16 protein-coding genes and 1 pseudogene are annotated in these 21,117 nt (G+C 43.1%); 11 read left to right on the forward strand and 6 right to left on the reverse strand.

Annotated features, from left to right (window positions below; translation table 11 throughout):
• The first annotated feature begins 42 nt into the window (after window positions 1–42).
• The 3 genes and pseudogenes from AB9N12_RS00565 to AB9N12_RS00575 all read left to right on the forward strand — a co-directional run bounded on the left by AB9N12_RS00565 (window position 43) and on the right by AB9N12_RS00575 (window position 3,592).
• On the forward strand, window positions 43–2,031 hold the full coding sequence (locus AB9N12_RS00565; protein WP_369889003.1) for an OPT family oligopeptide transporter: 1,989 nt from the start codon (window positions 43–45) through the stop codon (window positions 2,029–2,031).
• Window positions 2,032–2,079: 48 nt separating this feature from the next.
• Window positions 2,080–2,841, forward strand: coding sequence for a DUF1460 domain-containing protein (locus tag AB9N12_RS00570; protein ID WP_369892773.1), 762 nt, complete (start codon window positions 2,080–2,082; stop codon window positions 2,839–2,841).
• Window positions 2,842–2,843: 2 nt separating this feature from the next.
• Window positions 2,844–3,592, forward strand: a pseudogene (locus tag AB9N12_RS00575) (PorV/PorQ family protein).
• Here AB9N12_RS00575 and lipB read toward each other — a convergent pair.
• Window positions 3,549–4,232 carry a lipoyl(octanoyl) transferase LipB gene (lipB, locus tag AB9N12_RS00580; protein ID WP_369889004.1) on the reverse strand — a complete coding sequence of 228 codons (684 nt, stop codon included), beginning with the start codon at window positions 4,230–4,232 and terminating at the stop codon, window positions 3,549–3,551. The pseudogene AB9N12_RS00575 and the gene lipB overlap by 44 nt on opposite strands.
• Window positions 4,233–4,298: 66 nt before the next feature.
• Here lipB and AB9N12_RS00585 point away from each other — a divergent pair, with 66 nt between their 5' ends.
• Window positions 4,299–5,138 carry a helix-turn-helix domain-containing protein gene (locus tag AB9N12_RS00585; protein ID WP_369889005.1) on the forward strand — a complete coding sequence of 280 codons (840 nt, stop codon included), beginning with the start codon at window positions 4,299–4,301 and terminating at the stop codon, window positions 5,136–5,138.
• Between the two features lie 191 nt (window positions 5,139–5,329).
• Here the strand turns inward: AB9N12_RS00585 and AB9N12_RS00590 are convergent, their stop codons facing one another.
• The 4 genes from AB9N12_RS00590 to AB9N12_RS00605 form a co-directional block, all read right to left on the reverse strand.
• Window positions 5,330–7,540 (reverse strand): heavy metal translocating P-type ATPase, encoded by a 2,211-nt coding sequence (locus AB9N12_RS00590; RefSeq protein WP_369889006.1) that lies wholly within the window; start codon window positions 7,538–7,540, stop codon window positions 5,330–5,332.
• 96 nt (window positions 7,541–7,636) lie between these two features.
• Window positions 7,637–7,960, reverse strand: a complete 324-nt coding sequence (locus AB9N12_RS00595) for a heavy-metal-associated domain-containing protein (protein ID WP_369889007.1) — start codon at window positions 7,958–7,960, stop codon at window positions 7,637–7,639.
• 70 nt (window positions 7,961–8,030) lie between these two features.
• Complete coding sequence (locus AB9N12_RS00600) at window positions 8,031–10,253, reverse strand: TonB-dependent receptor domain-containing protein (protein WP_369889008.1); 2,223 nt, start codon at window positions 10,251–10,253, stop codon at window positions 8,031–8,033.
• Window positions 10,254–10,378: 125 nt separating this feature from the next.
• Entirely contained in the window at window positions 10,379–10,777 is a 399-nt protein-coding gene (locus tag AB9N12_RS00605) for a hypothetical protein (RefSeq protein ID WP_369889009.1), read from the reverse strand.
• A 176-nt stretch (window positions 10,778–10,953) separates the two neighbouring features.
• On the opposite strand from AB9N12_RS00605, the gene AB9N12_RS00610 reads away from it, so the two are divergent.
• The 7 genes from AB9N12_RS00610 (at window position 10,954) to gcvP (ending at window position 19,482) form a co-directional block, all read left to right on the forward strand.
• Window positions 10,954–12,039 (forward strand): metallophosphoesterase, encoded by a 1,086-nt coding sequence (locus AB9N12_RS00610; protein ID WP_369889010.1) that lies wholly within the window; start codon window positions 10,954–10,956, stop codon window positions 12,037–12,039.
• A gap of 412 nt (window positions 12,040–12,451) precedes the next feature.
• A complete protein-coding gene (locus tag AB9N12_RS00615) occupies window positions 12,452–12,829 on the forward strand; it encodes a hypothetical protein (protein ID WP_369889012.1) in 378 nt (125 codons plus the stop codon).
• Window positions 12,830–12,864: 35 nt separating this feature from the next.
• Window positions 12,865–13,707 carry an IS3 family transposase gene (locus tag AB9N12_RS00620; RefSeq protein WP_369889013.1) on the forward strand — a complete coding sequence of 281 codons (843 nt, stop codon included), beginning with the start codon at window positions 12,865–12,867 and terminating at the stop codon, window positions 13,705–13,707.
• A 537-nt stretch (window positions 13,708–14,244) separates the two neighbouring features.
• The gene (locus AB9N12_RS00625; protein WP_369889014.1) at window positions 14,245–15,096 is read left to right on the forward strand and encodes an RsiV family protein; all 852 of its coding nucleotides are present in this window, start codon (window positions 14,245–14,247) and stop codon (window positions 15,094–15,096) included.
• A gap of 114 nt (window positions 15,097–15,210) precedes the next feature.
• On the forward strand, window positions 15,211–15,831 hold the full coding sequence (rsmG, locus tag AB9N12_RS00630) for a 16S rRNA (guanine(527)-N(7))-methyltransferase RsmG (RefSeq protein WP_369889015.1): 621 nt from the start codon (window positions 15,211–15,213) through the stop codon (window positions 15,829–15,831).
• A 43-nt stretch (window positions 15,832–15,874) separates the two neighbouring features.
• Window positions 15,875–16,516: an MBL fold metallo-hydrolase gene (locus AB9N12_RS00635; protein WP_369889016.1), complete on the forward strand. Its 642-nt coding sequence runs from the start codon at window positions 15,875–15,877 to the stop codon at window positions 16,514–16,516.
• A gap of 116 nt (window positions 16,517–16,632) precedes the next feature.
• Window positions 16,633–19,482 (forward strand): aminomethyl-transferring glycine dehydrogenase, encoded by a 2,850-nt coding sequence (gene gcvP, locus AB9N12_RS00640; RefSeq protein WP_369889017.1) that lies wholly within the window; start codon window positions 16,633–16,635, stop codon window positions 19,480–19,482.
• A 247-nt stretch (window positions 19,483–19,729) separates the two neighbouring features.
• On the opposite strand, the gene AB9N12_RS00645 is transcribed toward gcvP, so the two are convergent.
• Window positions 19,730–21,088 (reverse strand): transposase, encoded by a 1,359-nt coding sequence (locus AB9N12_RS00645; protein WP_369889018.1) that lies wholly within the window; start codon window positions 21,086–21,088, stop codon window positions 19,730–19,732.
• Window positions 21,089–21,117: the final 29 nt, after the last annotated feature.

The following is a 21,117-nucleotide window of genomic DNA, read 5'->3' on the forward strand; positions in this document are numbered from 1 at the left end:
TTTACTTTGAGGGCGAAAAGATAAATAAACACATTATTCATTATGAAACAAGAAGAAGACAAATTCACCGGACTGCCTGAGAATGCGTTCAGAGAGTTGAAACCCGGGGAAGTGTACAACCCATTGATGGGTCCCTCAAAAAGTTATCCGGAAGTTAATATCTGGTCAGTTGCGTGGGGGATTGCCATGGCAATCCTTTTTTCAGCTGCCGCTGCCTATCTGGGACTGAAAGTCGGACAGGTATTTGAAGCAGCTATTCCGATTGCAATCATTGCCGTAGGAGTTTCCGGAGCTGCAAAAAGAAAAAATTCATTGGGAGAAAACGTAATTATCCAGTCTATCGGAGCCTGTTCCGGAGTAATTGTTGCCGGAGCTATCTTCACTCTCCCCGCCCTTTATATTCTCCAAGCCAAATATCCCGAGATGACAGTTACTTTCATGCAGGTATTCATCAGTTCTTTATTGGGTGGCGTATTGGGTATTCTATTCCTGATTCCTTTCCGCAAATACTTTGTCAGTGACATGCATGGGAAATATCCTTTCCCGGAAGCAACAGCTACTACACAGGTGCTGATTTCCGGGGAAAAAGGTGGCAGCCAGGCTAAACCGTTACTGATGGCAGGCATGATCGGCGGATTATATGACTTCATCGTAGCTACCTTCGGATGGTGGAACGAAAACTTTACAACTCGTGTTTGCAGTGCCGGAGAAATGCTTGCAGAAAAGGCCAAGTTGGTTTTTAAAGTAAATACCGGTGCTGCCGTACTCGGTTTGGGATATATCGTCGGATTGAAATATGCTTCCATCATTTGTGCCGGTTCATTGGCTGTATGGTGGATTATCCTTCCGGGAATGTCTGCTATTTGGAGCGACAGTGTACTGAATGCCTGGAATCCGGAAATTACATCTGCCGTAGGTATGATGAGTCCGGAAGAAATATTCAAATATTATGCCAAGAGTATCGGTATCGGTGGTATCGCTATGGCAGGTGTAATTGGTATTATCCGTTCCTGGAGCATCATCAAAAGTGCTGTCGGACTGGCAGCGAAAGAGATGAGCGGCAAAGGGAATGTAGAGAAAAGCATTATCCGCACACAGCGGGATCTTTCCATGAAGATTATCGCCGTCGGCTCTATCATCACACTGGTACTAATCGTGTTGTTCTTCTACCTGGATGTCATGCAAGGGAATCTGTTGCATACACTGGTAGCTATTGCTCTTGTTGCCGGAATCTCTTTCCTGTTTACCACAGTAGCAGCTAACGCCATCGCCATTGTAGGTACTAATCCGGTTTCGGGAATGACATTGATGACGCTGATTCTGGCTTCTGTGGTGATGGTGGCTGTCGGATTGAAAGGGCCTTCAGGTATGGTTGCCGCATTAGTGATGGGCGGTGTAGTATGTACCGCACTATCGATGGCTGGAGGTTTCATCACCGACCTGAAGATTGGTTACTGGCTGGGAAGTACACCCGCCAAACAGGAAACATGGAAATTTCTGGGAACGATCGTATCAGCTGCAACAGTAGGCGGTGTGATGATTATCCTGAATAAGACATACGGATTTACAAGTGGCGCGCTGGCTGCTCCACAAGCAAATGCAATGGCAGCCGTTATCGAGCCACTGATGAGCGGTGTAGGCGCACCTTGGTTGCTGTACGGCATCGGTGCTGTTTTAGCGATTATTCTGACTCTTTGCAAAATTCCCGCATTAGCTTTCGCACTAGGTATGTTTATTCCATTGGAACTAAATGTACCATTGGTTGTAGGCGGAGCTGTTAATTGGTTTGTCACAACCCGTAGTAAAGACGCAACTCTGAATACGGAAAGAGGAGAAAAAGGAACCTTACTGGCATCCGGTTTCATTGCCGGAGGTGCATTGATGGGAGTAGTCAGTGCTGCCATGCGCTTCGGTGGAATCAATCTGGTAAATGAAGCATGGTTGAACAATACTTGGTCAGAAGTGTTGGCATTAGGAGCATACGCATTATTGATTCTTTACTTTATAAAGGCATCAATGAAAATTAAATAAATAATTGTGAGGAGACTCTTATCCATCATAACATCACTTATAACTGCAATATCATTTGCACAGCAGCCCGTCGAGCTATCTTTGTGGCCCGACGGTGCTGTAGTTCCGGAAAGTCCCGAGTCTATGTTACGAATCGGGAAATCTTATTTGGGAACCAGATATGTTGCCAATACGTTAGATCAAAACGAAAAAGAAACGTTGGTAATTCGAACCGATGCAGTAGATTGCCTGACTTTCGTAGAATATACACTTGCACAGGCACTCGGTTCTTCTTTTGCCGACAATCTGCAAAAAATACGTTATCGGGACGGCATCATCAACGGATACCCCTCCCGGTTACATTACACTTCCGAGTGGATTGAAAATGGAATCCGACACGGATTCCTTACCGATGTCACTGCAAGAGACAGTGAACATACCATGAAATTATCCCTTTCGTATATGTCCACCCACCCGGAAAAATACAGGAAACTAGCTGATTCACAGGAAAATATAGCACTAATAAGCGAACACGAAAAAGCAATTTCCGGAAAAACAGTACATTGGTTACCGAAAAGCGAACTGCCGGCATCCGGATTACCTTGGATCATGAATGGAGATATTATTGCTATTACAACAAAGTTGCCCGGACTGGACATAGCTCATGTGGGAATAGCAGAATACAGACATGGGAAACTACATTTGCTGCACGCTTCTTCTACGTTGGGAAAAGTAGTTGTCAGCGATAAGCCTCTCAATCACATGCTAAACAACAATAAATCATGGACAGGCATACGCGTTGTCCGGATGTATCACTCTAAAAACGACTGATTATGAAACGAGTAAAACATCTCCTTCTTGCCTCCTGCTTATTCCCCACTTTACTGGGAGCACAAGAAATAGCAAGCGCTTACTTTCTGGGACTCACTCCGGATGCCCAATCGGCAGGGATGGTATACATAGATTTGCTGTAGGCTTCCGGCATTTCAAAGAGCCCAAAGTGCTCGATTACCGTCCTCATATATGGGACTTGGAAGCTACCTATTTCAGAAATGTAGCTAGAAATCTATCTCTTTCATTAACGTTCAGATATCTGCAAGCAAAAGCTACCGGAGGTGCAGACAACCCAAACAGTGTTTGCCTGGACTTGGGTGCGACTTACTATCGCAAAATGGCTCTGCTGGACGAGATGGTCTCTTGGAGTATTGGTTTCCAAACTGCCAACCTAGGCAAAAAGCTGGACGGACAGAAGCTACCCGCCAGATTAGGTTTAGGAGGTACGATCGACCTGCCATTCAGTATAGAAAACCGTTTGCAGGTTGCACTTGACTTCAATGATCTGCTTCCTTCTGAAATCCGTCATCTCCAAGCTGACGTGGGAGCCGAATACCATTTCCTGAAATATGGTATTGCTCATGCAGGATACCATTTGGGAGACAAGGACAAAGGAGTAGGCAACTACGGCACTTTAGGCTGTGGAATAAACTTCTGGCCGATACGTGCAGACTTTTCTTATACCCTGGCTGATAAAGGCTGTTTTATGCACCGGACATGGCAACTGGGAGTTGGAATTGTTTTCTAAACTCATTTTCTAGACGTTGCTTCACTTCGTCCATTGGCACATCGTGCTTTAACTCTTGACGAAGAGAAGTGACACCTTTATCTATAAATCCACAAGGGTGGATATAACTGAAATAGCGTAAATCCGTATTCACATTCAAAGCCAACCCATGCATAGTGACAAAGCGACTGCTCCTCACTCCGATAGCGCAAATTTTACGCGCACGGGGCGTATCACCCTCCAGCCAAACTCCTGTCGCTTTCTCCAAACGCCCGGCTTCAATACCATAAAAAGCACATACACGAATCACCGCTTCTTCCAACAGATGAACGTACTCTTTCAATCCCAGCTGAAATTCCTCAAGGTTCAGTATCGGATAGCATACCAGTTGTCCGGGACCATGATAAGTTATATCCCCTCCCCGATCAATATGATAGAGAGTGGCATCGATGGCTTTCAGTTGTTCATCATTCAACAACATGTTATTTTCTTTCCCGCTACGACCTAATGTATAAACATGAGGATGCTCGCACATCACAATACGATTTTCATAACTTTCACCCCGGACTTTTGCCCGGATTATGTTATCAAACCACTCCGTCTGCCGGTGCCATGCTTCGGCATATGGTATTAAATTCCAATCGATAAAAACTGTTTTCATAAGAACAAAGGTAAGAAATAAAAAGAAAATGCGTATATTTGTTTCCATAATATAATAAACACAAGTATGAAAATGGACTTTCCACAAGTAGACTTACCTACCGAAGTGTTAGCATGGACGAATGTTACGGAAGAGATTCTAAATATCTATAAGCAATCTTGTCGGTTGCAAGCCTGTATTGTTGCGATCTGTACCGAAGGTTCGATAAAAGCTTCCATTAATCTGCTTGATTATGAAATCCGTCCGAATGACCTGATAACATTGTTACCGGGAACAATCATCCAATTCCGGGAGAGAACAGAAAAAGTACGCCTTTGCTTTGCAGGTTTCTCCGCCTTTTGTACCGGACGAATCAATCTGATGAAGATTATTGGTAATGCATATCCCAAACTCATAGAACAACCGGTAGTTCCTCTTAATGAAGAAGTAGCCAGTTATCTGAGAGACTATTTTACCCTATTATCACGGGCTAGTTGCAATGAGAATTTCAAAATGGACTCTGAACTGGTTGAATTGTCTCTTCAGACCATCCTGACAAGCATACGGTTGATATATCATAAAATTCCGGGCGGGAACAGCAGTTCGAACCGCAAAAAGGAGATCTGCCGGGAATTGATTCAAGCCATTAAGGAGAATTATAAGAATGAACGCCGCGCACAATTCTACGCAGACAAACTGGGAATATCTCTTCAGCATCTAAGTACAACCGTGAAACAAGTGACAGGTAAAAGAGTATTGGATACCATTGCATATATTGTAATCATGGATGCCAAAGCCAAACTGAAAGGTACTAATATGACTATTCAAGAAATAGCTTATTCCCTAAATTTCCCCAGTGCTTCTTTTTTCAGCAAGTACTTTAGACGATACGTAAAGATGACGCCATTGGAATTCAGAAACAGATAATCCTTAGAAAGAATAACGAGGATAAAATTAGAAACAGGAAGTTACAAACAATGAACGGTGAACAAATTGCGCATAATCCGCAAAGTATTCACCGTCTATTACCTGCTATTCACTGTAAATTACAGTTCACCGTTTGCTATTCAAATTCACCTTTGATGATTTACAGTTCGTTATTTGTTATAACCACATCCTTATTTTCTTCCCAAGCTCAATGAATTGAGCACTACACTCACACTGGAGAAAGCCATTGCAGCACTCGCCAACATCGGATTCAATAACAAACCATTCAAGGGGAACAAGATACCGGCAGCAATAGGAATACCAATCAGGTTATAAATAAATGCCCAGAAAAGGTTCTGATGAATCAGTTTGACCGTTTGCTTTGATAACAGAAAAGCCTTAGGAAGCAGTAGTAAATCCGATGTCATCAAGGTTAGCATAGCTACATCCATAGCAATATCTGTTCCTTTTCCCATGGCAATGCTGACGTCAGCCAGTGCCAGAGCCTGCGAATCATTGATACCATCTCCCACCATAGCCACTTTCTTTCCCTGCATTTGAAGCTCACGCACAAATTCAGCCTTATCGTCCGGCAGAGCATCAGCGACAAAACGTTCGATCCCTAAACGGGAAGAAACGGCTAATGCACTCCTCTTCCCGTCACCTGTCAACATACAGATGTCAATACCTTGGCGTTTCAATTCTTTTACTGCTTCGGCAGAAGTAGCCTTTATCGGGTCGGAAACAGCAATGATAGCCAATAACTCATTCTCGCATCCAAAGTAAATAATGCCATTACCATCCGATTCATAGTGAGCCAGCATTTCAGTCATCACATCATTTACTGCCGCACTGAAATTTTTTAGGAGTTTATGACTACCTACCCAGTAAGTATGTCCCTCATAAGAGACTTTGATTCCTTTGCCCGTAATACTTTCGAAGCTATCCAAAGCAGCAGGTTTTACGTTCTCCCCATCCTGAAGTGCAGAGACTATGGCACCGGCAAGAGGGTGCTCCGATTTTATCTCTGCCGCTAAAAGCACCTCTTTGAAATGTGGCTCCTGCGACTGTGCCCATAACCATCCGGTAGCTGTAGGGTGTCCTTCAGTCAATGTCCCGGTTTTATCCAATACAACGACATCCACTTTACGCATTTGTTCCAAAGCCACCGCATCCTTAATAAGGATATGCTGGCTGGCAGCTTTGCCTATACCCACCATCAATGCAGTAGGCGTGGCAAGTCCTAAAGCACACGGACAAGCAATGACAAGGACAGAAACAGCCGACAGAACACCATAAGAAATATATTCTCCACCACCAATGGTAACCCATAAAACAAGTGTCAGGACGGCAATGCCCAATACGACAGGTACAAAAATCCCTGTAATACGATCGACAATACGTTGCACGGGAGCTTTGCTACCCTGTGCTTCCTGCACCATGGAAATGATGCGGGCAAGCACCGTTTCACTACCTACCTGTGTAGCATGTATGATAAACGAACCACGCTGGTTGATTGTTCCCGCCAATACTCTATCGCCTTTCTTTTTTTCTACCGGAACCGGTTCACCGCTAATCATGCTTTCGTCGACATACGAATCACCTTCGGAAAGCAAGCCATCCACAGGAATCTGCTCTCCAGGACGTACAACAACCCTATCACCAATCTGAAGATTCTCGATCAAAATCTCCTCTTCTACTCCATTGCGCAGCACCCGGGCAACCTTAGGCTGCATCCCCATCAACTTGCGAATGGCAATAGAGGTATTTCCTTTAGCACGCTCCTCCATCAGTTTTCCGGTAAGTACGAAAGCGATAATCACCGCAGAAGCCTCATAATAAACATGCGGTTCCAATCCACGATCATACCAGAATTCGGGGAAGAAAGTATTGAACAGACTGAAGAGAAAAGCAATGGAAGTACTAAGTGTAACCAGAGTATCCATATTGCTCCGCCCCAGTTTAGCCTGTTTCCAAGCTCCGGTAAAGAAGCCACCTCCGAAAAAGACCATGACAAAGATAGCAAGTGCCATCTGAATCTCATTAGAGTATGGTATATGCATCAGCACCATGGAAAATACCAGCAACGGTACTACCAAAATCCAAGCCCCAATCACTTTCCACTTCAAACGAGTGTAACGCTTATGCTGCTCCTCTTCCTGACGATCCTCTTTACGGGCTTCTTCCACAATCAAATCATAACCTGCCGCGAGCACAGCTGCACGGATTTCTCCAGGAGTCAACTGGCCTTTTTCATAAGAAACGGTCAATGTATTGGTAGCAAAATTAACGGAAGCCTCCATGACTCCCGACAATTTCTTCACTGTTTTTTCTACATTATTGGCACACCCTGCACAATGCATATTAAGCACAGGAAATACCTTTTTTATTGTATTACCCATATAATTACCAGTTACGGTCTTCCCCTTCTTCCTCAAAGGAGTCGGGGAAGAACCATTGTTTAATTATAGAAACAAGCGAATATAGGTATTGCTCAATTACTTCCTATCACTCTTCTGATCACCTTTCTTTGTTTCTTTTACAAATTCAGCTTCATAATTGAACTTGTTAAATCCCGCTTGCAACTTCTTTACATTTGTTTTTTCCGCATCATACGTGATAGTCACCGTTTTGGTTTTTACCTCGGTCGAAATATCCTTCAGTCCTTTTTCAAAACGCATATTGTCCCTTACTTTCTTTTCGCATCTCTCACAATGCATCTGAGACACTTTAAATACGACTACACGAATATCTTTTGCCAATACAGCTGTTACACTCAAAAGAGCCACTACGCAAGTGACCATCCATCTTTTTGTTTTCATTTTTCTTATCAATCTAAAATTAATATTATATATTTCCTAGTGATCGTTTCCTTGCTCACTATTCTTGTCTTTACTCACTATTTCTAGCTAAATTAAAACGTATTCCGATATATCCTTTCGCCCCGTGTACCGGTCCCCATATCATAGTAGAATCAAAGTTATTCCCCCAAGGATTCGCCGCATCAACAATCGGATTCTTTTGTTTGAAATTTGTCAGGTTCTCGCCTCCCACATAGATAGACCAGCGACGGAAGTAACGTGTCACCTGTAAACTCAACTGCTCAAAACTACCATAACGACGTTCCCAGGATAACTGTCCGTCTCCCCATTCATAAGGAGCAGGCATTCTACCACCACCATTCAGTTGCAGTGTTGCATCGAACTGCCAAATTCCCAACGGTGTCTGGTAAGAAGCAGTGAGCAATCCTTTGTATTTACCGGTCAGAGGTTTCTCCATTCTTTCACCCTTGTAGGTCGTTTTTGCATCCGTGAACCGGTAGGCCCCCGTCAAGGTGAATCCTTTAAAGAAAGGATAGCTTGCTTCCACTTGAAATACATGCGAATAAGAGCGTCCATCCAAATTATAGAAAGCTACTTCATGAGGATTGCTATCCATATCCACTACTACTTGTTTCAGAAAATCTGTGTAATAATATTCCGCATTCACATTCAGTGTTTTTCCGAATATAGGAATATAAGCAGATACACTGGCACCATAATTCCAAGCCTCTTCCATATCCAGATTCTTGGCTATCTCCACCTTGCGGCTGCTGGAAAGCAGATAATTATTTTCTGCCAGCACATGATTGGTGCGATACCCTTTTCCGGCAGAAAAACGGAAGTTCACATACTCATTCGGATTGTATTTAAGATGCGCACGCGGAGTCACAAAGAAACGATGTTCGTTGCTGTAGTCTCCACGCAGACCTGCCATCACCATCCATTTATCGTTCAGGTTCAACGTATATTGCACGTAAGCACCGGGAACGGCTTCCTTTTCAAAGACTTTGAGAGGATTGTCCGTATTATTTTCCAAACGATAATGTTGGTTATAGGCGTCATAATTGAAACTTAATCCTGCTGAAAAGCTGTTCTGCGAATTAAATTCCGTTTCAAACATCAGCGAAGCATAGACGCTGGTCTGATCCACATTATAGAGTTTGCGTCCATACGCAGCATCCTGATTGTGTAAAGTAGTGGAAAGAATCAAAGCCAGATTGGTACTCTTCTCCTTATTAAAGATATAAGCATTCTTGGTGAAGAATTCATAACGCTCTGTATCGATTCCCACTTGATATAAATCACCGGAGTGTATGGTTCCTCCATGACTAGCTTGTCCGCTGGTACGCGTTTCAGAAAGGGCTTTGATACCTGCCTGAAAAACATAATGGTCACCCATATACGCCCACCGGTTCCACACATTATACTGCTCCACTTGTGGAATATCGACAAATCCGTCATCATTACCGTCATGCGCCTTGGTCTCATTTTCATAATGCGCCAGCAGCGAAGTGCTCCACCGTTTGGAGAGTTTCAATGTAGCATCTGCATTGGCTTCATACCGGTTGGTAGTGCTTGCAAAAAGATTGGCAGACACCCAGTCGGCTTCCGGCAACTGCGGTTTCTTAAACTCCACATTGATCTGTCCTGTAATGGCTTCATAACCATTCTTTACGGAAGATATACCTTTGGAAACCTGTATACTCTGCATCCACGGACCGGGAACATACCCTAATCCATAAGATGAAGCTGCTCCGCGATAGTTCGGAATGTTTTCCGTCAACATCTGCACATAAGTGCCGGACAGTCCCAACAATTTTATCTGTTTGGCTCCTGTTGCCGCATCAGAGTAGCTCACATCCACCGAAGGATTGGTCACAAAACTTTCACCCAGATTACAACAAGCAGCTCTACTCAATTCGGCACTGCTTATCATATCTTCATTCATCACGCTACTGCGCAATTTCATCGTTCCCAGTTTACGAGTGACAATATTTACTTCATTCAATTCCACTCCATCACGAAGCACAATATCTAATTGCTGTTTTTTACTGCTCACATGAATGGTGTCGTTCCGGAAACCGATAAAACTAATTATCAACATGTGGCTTCCTGAGGGTTTTGCGATAGAAAAGCTACCGTCTTCCTTAGTTGTCACTCCTTGCCCTGTATTCATCCAGAATACATTTGCCCCCGGAATAGCCTCTCCGGTACTGTCTTTCACTGTTCCCCGTACTTGCGCATTTATATAACCGGCAAATAACAGGAACAGACCTATCATCAAATATTTCATTCTTTCTAAAGTTACTTTCGAGATACAAAAATAATTCATTTCTCATGCAACCTAGTTGCATTCAACTTCACTTCACTTTCATATTTCATAAAAAGCAAAGAATTTAAGAAGAAAAAAAATAGTGGCTAAATAATATAGGTAGAATATAGCGCCAACTTCTGCCTTGAGCAGAGCGGTGGCGGAGAGGTCAGACTATCATATTCAACCTGTTTATCCCCATAAGTCGGAGTCAACAGATAGCAAAAATGCTCACACTCAAAATCGACTACCATAGCTGATACTGTCAGTTCGGTAGTATGTTTCATGAGGTCGATCTTATAAATAGTAGCTGTACACCCTTTCTCTTTACAGCCTTTTTTCGAATCGCAAGTATGAGCCTTTTTACACTTCGGACAACCTGTATCACAGCAGCTTTGCACCGTTTCACAACGGGCACAGCAATAACGCACAATAGAGACTCCACCTCCTGAATAGATAATCAGAAGAGAAAGGATGAGTGCTGTTATGTAGGCTAGTCTTCTCATTTCAGAGGACAAAGATACGGAAGAAAAACAGATTTTCCTATAAATTTTCATATTTAACACACATTTCCTCTCCCTTATTTGACTATTTTAGAGTCATATCAGCACTATTAACTCTTTTTACTCAACAATAAGACCTATCTTTGCCCCTGTAAATTTTCTGATTTTAAGTAAACACTATGCTCACATATTTACTGATTATCATCACTCTTTATCTGGCAGGTAATGCCTACATATTTATCAGTGCAAAGCAAGTTTTGATAGTTAAATCTCTCGGAGTAAAAATCTTCCTAACCGTTTTATTTTGGATATGTGCTTTGTCCTTTTTCGGCACGATGCCGGCTCGTAACCTTGAGATACCTCTCTTTATCTCGCATTCGATGTACACCATTGGAACAAGTTGGCTGATATTTACTTTATACATGACAATCTTCCTACTTTTGTTTGATATCTTGAGATTATTCAAAGTTGTCTGCAAATACAGGTTCTATCTGTCTTTAGTACTCACATTGGGATTGCTGGGATATGGAGTGTACAACTATCATCATCCGGAAACCAATGTAGTCAGCATTTTAACCAATAAACAGTATGGAGATACTCCCCAAGCAATTAAAATCGCTGCAATCAGCGATGTTCACTTGGGGAATGGTACAGGGAAAGCCGCATTAAAAAAATATGTGGAAATGATAAATGCACAACATCCCGACTTGATACTGATTAGCGGTGACTTGATCGATAATAGCGTCGTACCTCTTTATACAGAGAATATGGCTGAAGAATTGGCCGAATTGAAAGCTCCTATGGGTATCTATATGGTTCCCGGCAACCACGAATACATCAGTGGTATCAATGAAAGTATTCGATATATAAAAAATACTCCAATACAATTATTGCGCGATTCAGTAGTTACACTTCCTAATGGCATACAACTGATAGGACGTGATGACCGCCATAACCGCAAGCGTCATTCCCTGCAGGAATTAATGGTAAATGTCGATAAAAGCAAACCTATCATTTTATTAGATCATCAACCTTTCTATTTAGAAGAGACAGAAGCTGCCGGCATCGACCTGCAATTCAGCGGGCATACACACCACGGACAAATATGGCCCATTAATTGGATGACGGATTTTATATTCGAGCAAAGCCACGGTTATCGCCAATGGGGAAACAGCCACGTATACGTATCTTCCGGATTATCCCTTTGGGGACCACCTTTCAGAATAGGGACGCATAGTGAAATGGTTATTTTCAATTTTCGATGAATATCATGCAGTTTTGTCACAGATATTACAGTCTCTAAGTAATCGTTTACAAGTATTGATTGACGGACAATATCCACCAATCCCATTTTAGGAGATAAATAGTTCACGGCTCTTAGCAGAGTAATTTCGACATCCTTGAGTTGGATGGTGCCATGGTTACGGCAAAGCAGTTTGATGCACCAACGAGTGTTATTACCGATCCTTTCCCTGTTGATTTCGTCAATTCCTCTTTCATCCTATCACCGTCGTCCTGAAACTCTTTATTCATCGTATTTACAAAGCGGTGATAGGTTGTTATTAACCTATCACCTCATCTATCACCTATCACCGCCAATTTTTTGCAAGCCCGATTTGTTTTGTCTTATACGGATTTAGGTTGACACCTTTTTAGAGACATAAAAAAAGAAAAATTATGTCTAAATTATCTCGTAAGATTTATTCTGAGACTTTCAAATTGGAAGTTCTCCGTGATTACTTCAGTAGCGGTTTGTCAATGTTTGCTACTGCCAAGAAATGGGGTTTACCCAACCATACTTATATTCTGCGTTGGCAAAAGTGTTATGCAATTGATTCGGATTCCTTATCTTTGTCCCCCGAACTTCTGTCAGATCTTCAAATGAAAAAGAATCCAAAATCAAAATCTAAAGAAGAACTTCTTGAAGCGGAAAATTTGCGTCTGAGAAAGGCTTTGGAACTTGAAAAACTTCGTTCCCATGCCTTTGAAAGACTGATTGAACTCACAGAAAGAGAAGAAGGGATTTCCATCTTAAAAAAAGATGGTGCCAAATAGTCACCGGCCTTCGTGAAGAGTTTCCTCACATCAGTGTGAAAACCCTTTGCGGACTGTTTGGCATGTCTTCCCAGGCCTATTACAAAAAGAAAAAAAATCTTTTGTCGCGTCATCAGATCAGAACAGCCATCTTGGATGCCGTCTTCTTCTACCGCTCAAAGGCTCCGGGCATCGGTGGTTTGAAATTATACCATGAGCTCCGCTCCCTTTATGGAAGCGAGATAACCGGAGGGCGGGATGCCTTCCTTCATCTGCTGCGTTCGGAACGCCTTATGCTGCCCCCGAAGAAACCCAGGCATACGACGGACTCCCACCATCTTTACAAGAAGTATCCGAATCTGATCAAGGGGGTAACGGCACAATACCCGAACCATATCTGGGTATGTGACATCACTTACATCTGGATTGAAGGTGGCGTATGCTACCTCCATCTTGTAACGGACATGTACTCACATGCCGTTTTAGGATGGGTGCTCTCTCCCAGTTTGCATGCCGAATATACGCTACAGGCACTGGAACAGGCCATCAATGAGGCCGGAGGTGGCAATCTTTGCGGCACAATCCACCATTCCGACCGGGGGGTACAGTATGCCTGCGATGCCTATATCGACACACTGGTCACTCATCATATACGTGTGAGCATGACTGAAGATTACAACCCGACGGACAATGCGGTAGCAGAAAGGATGAATGGCATCCTGAAAACGGAATGGATATACGGCATGTCGCTGTTCAGGGATAAAGAGATGGCACGGGAGCAGATTACGCGAATGATTGACTTCTATAATAATGGACGACCACATATGAGCATAGGTATGAAAAAACCCATGGACGTATATCATGGAGAGGTGCCGGGAAAATCATTGTGGAAAAAATAAGGTTCCATATGATAAATAAATACTATATTTGCGATACCGAGAGCCCGAGCACACTCAGATTTGTCCATTGTTTTTACGTATGACAACTATCTTAGGAGCAAAGGGAAGAAACTAACAACTGTTTTAGTTATGAATAACAGAATGTGACAACTTATTTAGTAACTAGCCTCTAAAAGTGACAACCATTTCTAGTATAAGTCATTTCAAGATGTTTCATTTGCTTGAAACACTTTGTTTCAAGGCGCGAAACACTTTGTTTCAAGGCGCGAAACACTTTGTTCCAAGGCGCGAAACACTTTGTTCCAAGGCACGAAACACTTTGTTCCAAGGCACGAAACACTTTGTTCCAAGGCACGAAACACTTTGTTCCAAGGCACGAAAACATTTTGTATCCCGCAATGCAACAATCCAACAATCTCATTTTAGAGGATAAATAGCTCAAATTTTTCTATTTTTATTAGCCCGATTCGTGAATTTCATCTATATTTGTCAATAGTGAATGATAAAACAAATGTTGAATTTACAGAAAAAGTGGATATGAAAAAACAATATGTCAGCTTGCTTGCAATTATACTTTCGGTAAGCGGCTTTTTGTTTTCTTGTCATGACAAGATGAACAAAAATACAGGTGCGCTACAATTTGATAGCATTCAGGTGAATACGACAGCACACCTTTTCAATGATACGACTAAACCGGCCTGCAATATTATTATTAATTTTACTTATCCGGTAAAATCATCGGATGATATGCTGAAAGACAGTCTGAACACTTATTTTATCTCGGCCTGTTTGGGTGACAGATTCATTGGTGAAAACCCGGAAGAAGCTGTAAAGCAATACACTGAAAACTACATAAGCGAATATCGTCGCGATCTCGAACCGATGTACACTGAAGATGAGAAAGACAAGGAAGATGAATCTTCCATCGGTACCTGGTATTCTTATTATAAAGGAATGGAGAGCCATGTGCAACTGTATGATAAAGATCTGCTTGTATATCGCATCGACTATAACGAATATACCGGAGGTGCACATGACATTTATATGTCAACCTATTTAAATATGGATCTTACCTTGATGCGTCCGCTCCGTCTCGATGATATTTTTGTCGGAGAATACAAAGACGCATTGACCGACCTGATCTGGAACCAGCTCATGGCGGACCACAAAGTAACCACTCACGAAGCATTGGAAGACATGGGATATGCGTCGACCGGTGACATCACTCCGACGGAAAATTTCTATCTAAGTAAAGGAGGGGTCACCTTCTATTATAATGTATACGATATCACTCCTTATTCGATGGGACCTGTTAAGGTAACAATCCCGTTTGCTATGATGGAGCATTTGTTAGGCAGTAACCCCATTTTGAAGGAACTGAAAAATTAAATTCCATAAAAACGGACACCAATGAATATCCTGTTGGCATCACATCTCTGTGACAGAATAAAATATTCATCCACTTATTATATTATTCAAAACTTATAACTCAAAATTCAAACAGTGGAAATCATACTGAAATATTTTCCTGATCTGACTGAAGAACAGCGCAAACAATTCGCAGCTCTATACGACCTCTACGTGGACTGGAATGCAAAAATCAACGTTATCTCCCGCAAGGACATTGAAAATTTATATGAGCATCATGTGCTCCATTCGTTAGGCATCGCCAACGTAATCCAATTCCGCTCCGGAACTCGTATCATGGACTTGGGCACAGGAGGAGGCTTTCCCGGCATTCCTTTAGCAATCCTGTTCCCCGAGGTAAGATTTCACCTGGTGGACAGCATCGGTAAAAAAATACGTGTAGCAACCGAAGTGGCAAATTCCATCGGACTAAAAAATGTGACTTTCCGCCATGCCCGCGCAGAAGAGGAGAAACAAACGTTCGACTTTGTTGTCAGCCGTGCCGTAATGCCTTTGGCAGACTTGATTAAGATTATCAGGAAGAACATTTCTTCGAAGCAACAAAATACATTGCCCAATGGGCTTATCTGTCTCAAAGGCGGTGAACTGGAACATGAAACGATGCCATTCAAGCATAAAACGGTCATTCATAGTTTGAGTGATAACTTCGAGGAAGAGTTCTTTAAAACCAAAAAAGTGGTGTATGTCCCGATTTAAACAAGACCATGTGTTCTGACAAATGATAAATCATAGAGAAGCCATGAAAATAAAACGATTTGAATTTAATATGTTTCCCGTAAATTGCTACGTCTTATGGGATGACACTAAAGAAGCAGTTGTTATCGATCCCGGCTGCTTTTATGAAGAAGAAAAGCAGGCACTGAAAAAGTTCATTCTTGCCAACGAGCTAAATGTAAAGCATCTGCTGAATACTCATTTACATCTGGATCATATCTTCGGAAATCCGTTCATGCTGGAAGAATTCGGATTGTCGGCAGAAGCAAACAAAGCGGACGAATACTGGATTGACGAAGCACCCAAACAAAGCCGGATGTTTGGCTTTCAGTTGCAGGAAGAACCTGTACCACTGGGTAAATACCTGCACGACGGGGATATAATCACTTTCGGACACACCAAACTGGAAGCGATACATGTGCCCGGACACTCCCCCGGCAGCTTGGTGTATTATTGCAAGGAAGACAACTGCATGTTCTCCGGTGACGTCCTGTTCCAAGGCAGTATCGGTCGTGCCGATCTCACAGGAGGTAATTTCGATGAACTGATAGAACACATTTGCAGCCGTTTATTTGTTCTCCCCAACGATACAGTCGTTTATCCGGGACATGGCGCTCCCACAACTATCGGAATGGAGAAAGCTGAGAACCCCTTTTTTAGAAAATAAAAAAATGAATATCAAACATCAAGCATTCGTATGAACAAGGCACCCCCATCAACTACAGCAATACTTGATATTTGATACTTAATACTTAATACACGATACTTTAATACTTGATTATTATGAGAACCGATTTGTTAGCTAGCCGTCACATCGGCATCAATGAACAAGACACAGCCACAATGCTTCGCAAAATTGGCGTGGACTCACTGGACGAACTGATTGATAAAACAATTCCCGCCAATATACGGCTGAAAGAGCCGCTGGCATTGAATAGTCCGCTGACAGAATTCGAATTTGGGAAACACATCGCCGAACTGGCTGCTAAAAACAAACTATATACTACGTATATCGGTTTGGGATGGTACAATACGATTACTCCGGCCGTTATCCAACGGAATGTATTCGAAAATCCGGTATGGTACACTTCATACACTCCATATCAGACTGAGGTGTCGCAAGGACGTCTGGAAGCATTGATGAACTTCCAAACAGCTATATGTGACCTTACTGCCATGCCACTTGCCAACTGTTCCCTCCTAGACGAAGCAACTGCCGCCGCCGAAGCTGTAAGCATGATGTATTCTTTACGCTCCCGCGCACAACAGAAAGCCAATGCGAACGTAGTCTTCGTAGACGAAAATATTTTCCCGCAGACATTGGCTGTCATGACTACACGTGCCGTACCCCAAGGCATCGAACTACGTGTAGGTAAATATAAAGATTTTGAACCTTCACCGGAAGTATTTGCCTGTATTCTGCAATATCCGAACTCGAACGGAAACGTAGAGGACTATTCCGAATTTACAGAAAAAGCACACGCTGCAGACTGCAAAGTAGCCGTTGCCGCTGATATTCTAAGTCTGGTCCTGCTGACTCCTCCGGGGGAATGGGGAGCGGACATTGTATTCGGAAGCACACAACGCCTGGGCACTCCGATGTTCTATGGCGGTCCGTCGGCTGCTTACTTTGCTACCAAGGATGAATACAAACGGAATATGCCGGGACGAATCATCGGATGGTCTAAAGACAAATATGGCAAACTCTGCTACCGAATGGCTTTACAGACACGCGAACAACATATCAAACGGGAAAAAGCAACGTCAAATATATGCACTGCACAAGCACTATTAGCCACTATGGCAGGCTTTTATGCTGTTTATCACGGTCAGGAAGGCATCACTACGATTGCATCACGCATTCACAGCATTACTGTATTTCTTGAAAAGCAATTGAAGGAATGCGGATATACGCAAGTCAACACTCAATACTTTGACACCTTGCGTTTCGAATTGCCCGAACATGTTTCAGCACAGCAAATCCGTACAATAGCACTAAGCAAAGAAGTAAACCTGCGTTATTATGAGAATGGCGATGTCGGTTTCAGCATTGACGAAACAACAGATGTGGCAGCCGCCAATGTGTTGCTCTCTATTTTTGCCATTGCTGCCGGAAAAGATTATCAGAAAGTGGACGATATTCCGGAAAAAAGCAATATCGACCAGGCTTTGAAACGTACAACGTCTTTCCTGACACATGAGGTATTCTGCAAGTATCACACGGAAACGGAGATGATGCGTTATATCAAACGCCTGGACCGCAAAGATATTTCTCTTGCACAATCGATGATTTCCCTCGGTTCATGCACCATGAAGCTGAATGCAGCTGCGGAAATGTTGCCTTTAAGCCGTCCCGAATTTATGGGTATGCACCCTCTGGTCCCGGAAGATCAGGCAGAAGGCTATCGTGAATTAATCCATAACCTAAGTGAAGATTTGAAAGTTATCACCGGATTTGCAGGAGTCAGTCTGCAACCCAATTCGGGTGCCGCGGGAGAATATACAGGCCTTCGTGTGATTCGAGCCTATCTCGAAAGTATCGGTCAGGGACACCGGAACAAAGTCCTGATTCCGGCCTCGGCTCACGGAACAAATCCTGCGTCGGCCATACAGGCGGGCTTTAAGACCGTTACCTGTGCATGTGACGAGCAAGGAAATGTAGATATGACGGACTTGCGTGCCAAAGCTGAAGAGAATAAGGATGAACTGGCCGCACTGATGATTACTTATCCTTCTACACATGGCATCTTCGAAACCGAGATAAAAGAGATTTGCAATATCATCCATGCCTGTGGTGCACAAGTATATATGGATGGAGCCAACATGAATGCGCAAGTGGGATTGACCAATCCGGGATTCATCGGTGCGGATGTTTGTCATTTGAATCTTCATAAAACATTCGCCTCTCCTCATGGCGGTGGCGGTCCGGGAGTCGGTCCTATCTGTGTTGCCGAACATTTGGTTCCTTTCCTTCCCGGACACGGAATCTTCGGCAATTCACAAAATCAAGTATCGGCAGCTCCATTTGGTAGTGCAGGTATTCTGCCTATCACCTACGGATATATCCGCATGATGGGTACGGAAGGACTGACACAGGCAACTAAAATTGCAATTCTGAATGCGAATTATCTGGCTGCTTGTCTGAAAGAGACGTATGGAATTGTTTATCGGGGAGCCAACGGTTTCGTAGGACACGAAATGATTCTGGAATGTCGGAAAGTACATGAAGAAACAGGTATCTCGGAAAATGATATTGCCAAACGCTTGATGGATTATGGTTATCATGCTCCTACCCTCTCCTTCCCCGTTCACGGCACATTGATGATTGAGCCGACAGAAAGTGAGAGTTTGGCGGAACTAGATAATTTCGTAGAGGTCATGCTAACTATCTGGAAAGAAATTCAAGAAGTGAAGAATGGCGAAGCAGATAAAGATGATAATGTATTGATTAATGCTCCGCATCCGGAATACGAGATTGTAAGTGATCGTTGGGAACACTCATATACACGAGAGAAAGCTGCTTATCCTATAGAAAGTGTACGTGATAATAAATTTTGGGCAAATGTATCCCGCGTAGATAATACATTGGGGGACCGGAAGTTACTAGCCACTCGCTATGGCACTTTCGAATAAATAGAATTGTTTCAAACATCAGTTGAGTCAGTGACTAATTAAGAGGGTGTGTCATAATGTCTAAATAGGAATATTCAGTAAATGTTCCCCCCAAATACCATGGCATATGAAGATGATAGAGTATAATCACTTCATATGCCATTATTATTGTCATTTTTCTGTATATTCTCATATACTCTTATCTGACAATACATGAAGTTCCGGAAGAAGTCTTCTGACCTCTTCTGATTCTTTCAGTAAACTCATATCATGCAGCTTTCCCCGTTCTGTTCCTGATCTTGTCAATCATCAGTATGGCATTTGCTGTATGTATTCCGAAGAAAATCCACAGGATTTCCGTCTTCTTGTTCCTTGCCTTTATCCTTGGGAGCGAGTAATGTTGCTTTTGAGTGCCGAAGCTTCCTTCAAGCCGTGTGGCCCTTTCTTTTGAGAGTTCGCTTCTAAGCACCTTCCTCAAAGGCTCATCTTTGCCCTCCCTTCCCTTGCGCACAAAGGATGTGGATATCCCATATTTAGTACAGAACTTTCTGTTGGCATTATTGGCATATATGGAATCGGCAGCCACACATCTTACCCTTACATTCATCAGCTTCTGCTGCATACGGATACAGTCCTTCAAGCGTATCCCCTCATTGAAAGCCTTGAACGAGAGGTGTTCGATGAACGATATGCCGTCTATCTGTATATTATTGACCTTTGCACCGAACTCGACGGACTTGGTTTCCTTGCCTCTGACGATGGGACGTACATAATGACGGTCGATGCTGATGATGCGGTCACTGACTTTTCGCCCTTCAAACATTTCCTTTTCCTGTACAAGCACCTTTCTGATGATGGAAAGACGCTTATGGTAATCCTGCGTATATCGGAGTAAAGCACCGTACTCGCTATGGAGCCCATCCCTTTGACTGAGGAGCTTTTCAAGAAGCTTGATCATACGGCGCTTAAGCATTCTTGTCCTTGAAGCTCTCCTCTTTCTTTTCTTGCAGTAGGACAGATAGGATTCCGCCACATTCCTGTATTTGTTGCGCGGACGCCTTATGCCCAGATCCCTGCAATGCCGGCATATATGACTGTAGAGCCATTCGATGCTTTCCCAAAGGAGTTTCATGTCCGTAGGAAAACGCATGTGGCTCTCATAGCATGTGGCATCGGTCATGCAGACGTGAAGGTTATCAAGATAAGGTTTCCAGTGTGAAGCCAGGATCTCCTGGAAGGAATCAATGTCAAGGCGGGATGCTATCTCATTACGGATGGCACTGACTATCTTGAAGTTGGTTATGGGAAGGGACGGGGGGATCATGATGCCACAGAACATCTGGTAGTGTATGTTCCCGTTCAGATGTTCCACCAGTTTCCTGTCGGAGAATCCGGTGTATGCCTTCAGGACCATAAGGGCGATCTTTGCGGAAGGACTGAATATGTTCCTGCGGCCCAAACGTTGTTCAGACAGGCCTGCGGCTTTTGCCATACGATCAAATGGAAAGACCGAATGAAGCCTGCCAAGCTCACTCTCATGAAAACTCTTGCGGCATTTTTCCAGAATATCAAATTCTGTAAAGCCCAAAGTTGGGTGGATTTCTGAAATTTTTTGTATCTTAGCCATATCTTAGTTGGGGAATTTCCCCCGTTTGG

Source organism: Bacteroides sp. AN502(2024), assembly GCF_041227145.1.
Lineage (GTDB): Bacteria > Bacteroidota > Bacteroidia > Bacteroidales > Bacteroidaceae > Bacteroides.